Raw genomic sequence first — 3,021 nt, 5'->3', positions numbered from 1 at the left:
GATGATGAGCGCCGGCCAGTGGGTGCAGCAGGTCACATTGGGCTGGCTGCTCTACGATCTCACCGGCAATTCGGTGCTCCTCGGCGCGCTCAACGGCCTGCGCGCGCTGCCGTTCCTGGTCACCGGACCGATGGCGGGGGTTGCCGCCGATCGAATGGACCGAAGAAAACTATTGCTCGGCACTCAATGGGTATTGATCGCCACCGCCGTGATCTTCGGCGGCTTGGTCTGGTCGCCGTACTTACATGTCTGGCATATTTTTGTTTTCACCCTGATCACCGGCATCGCTTGGACGATCACCGAGCCGGTGCGCATGAGTTTGATTCCCAGTGCGGTGCCCAAAGGCGAACTCGCCAACGCCGTGGCGCTCAACTCCGGCGGTTTCAATATGATGAAAGTGATCGGCCCGGCTTTGGGCGGAGCGCTGATCGCCTGGGTTGGCGCGGCGGAGAATTTTTTCGTCCAAGCCTTGGCCTACGCCGGCGTGTTGTGGATGATTTATAGAATGAATGTCCCGCCCCAGCGGGCCGAGGCTAGCCACACTTCAGCTCTGGCCAATCTCAAAGAGGGTTTCGCTTATGTCTGGTCGACGCCGGCGGTATTCGCCCTCATGGCGCTCGCTTACGTGCCGCGGATATTCGCCGTGCCCTATCAAACCCTTATGCCGGTGTTTCAAAAAGACGTGCTCAAGATCGGCCCGGAAGGATTGGGCTTACTCATGGCCGCCCCCGGTATCGGCGCTGTAATGGCAATTTTGACCCTGGCTTCGATGGGCAACCGAATCAAGCGCCAGGGGCGCTTTTTGGTCGGCAGCATTTTCGTCCTCGGCGCGGCGATCATGCTGTTCTCGCAGATCACCTGGTTTCCGCTGGCCTTAGTGACGTTGGTTATCGTAGGCATGTTTCAGATGTTTTTCCTCGCCAGCACCGCCACCATGCTGCAAATGATCGTGCCCGACGAACTGCGCGGCCGGGTATTGAGTTTGTACATGCTCGACCGCGGCTTCATGCCGCTGGGCGCGCTGTTCGCCGGCACCTCCGCCCACTTTCTCGGCGCGCCCACGACAGTCGCGATCATGGGCGCCATCGTCATCGTCCTCACCGCTCTGGTCGCGTGGCGCATCCCGGCGATCCGACAACTGGAATCTTAGAACCCTAAGCCGTTCCAGTCGTTCCCTTCGGCACGCTCATGGTTCGACGGGGCTCACCATGACCCTGAGAGTCCCGAATGGGTCAGGGCCTGAGTTTATCGAAGGCAAGCCGTTCAAATCGTCCGACAGGGTCGGAGGTTTCCTGGACATTTTTGTTTGCTTGGAGTATTGAGGTGGACCGTAGCAAAGCGAGATATTTCACGAGGAGAAGCGATGCCAGCGAATACTTCAGTGCGTTTGTTAGCTTTAATACTTTGTCTAATTTTCAGCGCGGCACAATTCGCGCTAGCCGCGGAAGAGTTTCAGCCCCAGGTCGGCCAAGACGGCAAAGACGTCATCTGGGTGCCGACGCCGCAAGGTCTAGTCGACAAGATGCTCGACATGGCCAAGGTCACGCCCAAGGATTACGTCATCGATCTCGGCTCCGGCGACGGCCGCACCGTCATTACGGCGGCCAAGCGCGGTTCCAAGGCTCTCGGCATCGAATACAATCCCGACATGGTGGAACTGTCGAAAAAGGCGGCGGCCAAGGAAGGCGTGAGCGATATGGCGAGTTTCGTCAAAGCCGATCTCTTCGAGAGCGACTTTTCCCAGGCTCAGGTAATCACCATGTTCCTGCTCTCCAGCATCAACTTGAAGCTGCGGCCGAAAATCCTCGATCTCAAACCGGGCACGCGCATCGCATCGAACACCTTCGACATGGGCGATTGGAAGCCTGATGAAACCGCTAGCTTGCCTGGCTGCAACTCCTGGTGTACCGCGCATCTGTGGATCGTGCCGGCAAAAGTGGCGGGCACCTGGACATTGGCCCAAGGTGAATTGACGCTGAAACAGACCTTTCAAAACATTACCGGCACGCTCAAGTCCGGCGGCGTTGAAACCCCGGTGACCGGGAAATTGAACGGCGAGCAGATTTCTTTCACCGCCGGCACGAACGAATACAGCGGCCGGGTCGCCGGCAATACCATCGACGGCATGGTGAAAAACGGCGCCAAGTGGACGGCGACGCGGCGTTAGCCAACACACTAGAAAAATTCTATCTCACCACGAAGGCACGAAGGACACGAAGGGTTGGGATAATAATTGTCCGAACTTCGTGAGCTTCGTGCCACCTTCGAAAATACATGTGAGGGGATGATATGCACAACAAAGAGGCTGCGGGGCTCCGTCATACCCGCGAAAGCGGGTATCCAGGCTAATTCGGCGCAGAACAAACCTGATAGGGGTCGGGGAACGGCTTTCGCCGTCCCCGCCCTCCGAACCGTGCGTGCGGTTCTCCCGCACACGGCTCTCCAGTCGGTGGTTTCCTCATCGGGATTGGCTCGCTAACACAGGGATCGCAATAATGGTGAACAACCCTTGTGCGCGAAAAAGCATTACTACTTGCCTCTTATGACGCCGTTAACCAGCGCCGCCAACATGCGTTCGCTCCACTTCGAGGCTTCCACCCACGACCAATCGCGGCCGCGCGTCTCTGCGCTTTGCGTAGTCCTTTCAGACACTGGCAACGCTTTGCTTTCGCTCTACCTCTGTGTGGAATTCACGTATCCACCTTCCTGCCTCCCGTCCCTCGGCGCCGTTTTGCTTCCAGCGCTTTTCGCGGCTTTTGGCCGCTGCGGTACCATGAAGGCTCTGACTCCTGCACAGCTCACCTACCATGCAGGTCTCCCCGCTTACCTCGCCACACCTTCTTGTCGTTCCGTCTCCAACCACGTGGGCTGCCTGAACATCGCTTACCACCACGCCAGCGTGTCCAGCGGTTTTCGGACTTCGCCCTGGAATCGCAGGCTCGTCGCAGCTCCTCCGCCGAATCGAGTTCGCTTTACTACGGACCGACTTTTCGCCTCCGGTTGCTCTCCACCTCGCTTCAC

Annotated in this window: 2 protein-coding genes; both read left to right on the top strand. The window is 58.3% G+C overall.

All coding sequences use genetic code 11. The features are described from left to right. A partial coding sequence (locus ACXWUF_RS21340) for an MFS transporter (protein ID WP_458503394.1) occupies nt 1-1,150 on the top strand: 1,150 nt, incomplete at its 5' end. 213 nt (nt 1,151-1,363) lie between these two features. Then, entirely contained in the window at nt 1,364-2,167 is an 804-nt protein-coding gene (locus ACXWUF_RS21335; protein WP_458503393.1) for a class I SAM-dependent methyltransferase, read from the top strand. Nucleotides 2,168-3,021 lie beyond the last annotated feature (854 nt).

The organism is Methylomagnum sp. (genome assembly GCF_054333355.1).
The sequence above is the reverse complement of the archived record's forward strand: the minus strand, read 5'-3'. Positions and strand labels throughout refer to the sequence as shown.

Coding starts and splice junctions, on each gene's coding strand:
- ACXWUF_RS21335 (WP_458503393.1), top strand. CDS start 1,364: ATGCCAGCGAATACTTCAGTGCGTTTGTTAGCTTTAATACTTTGTCTA.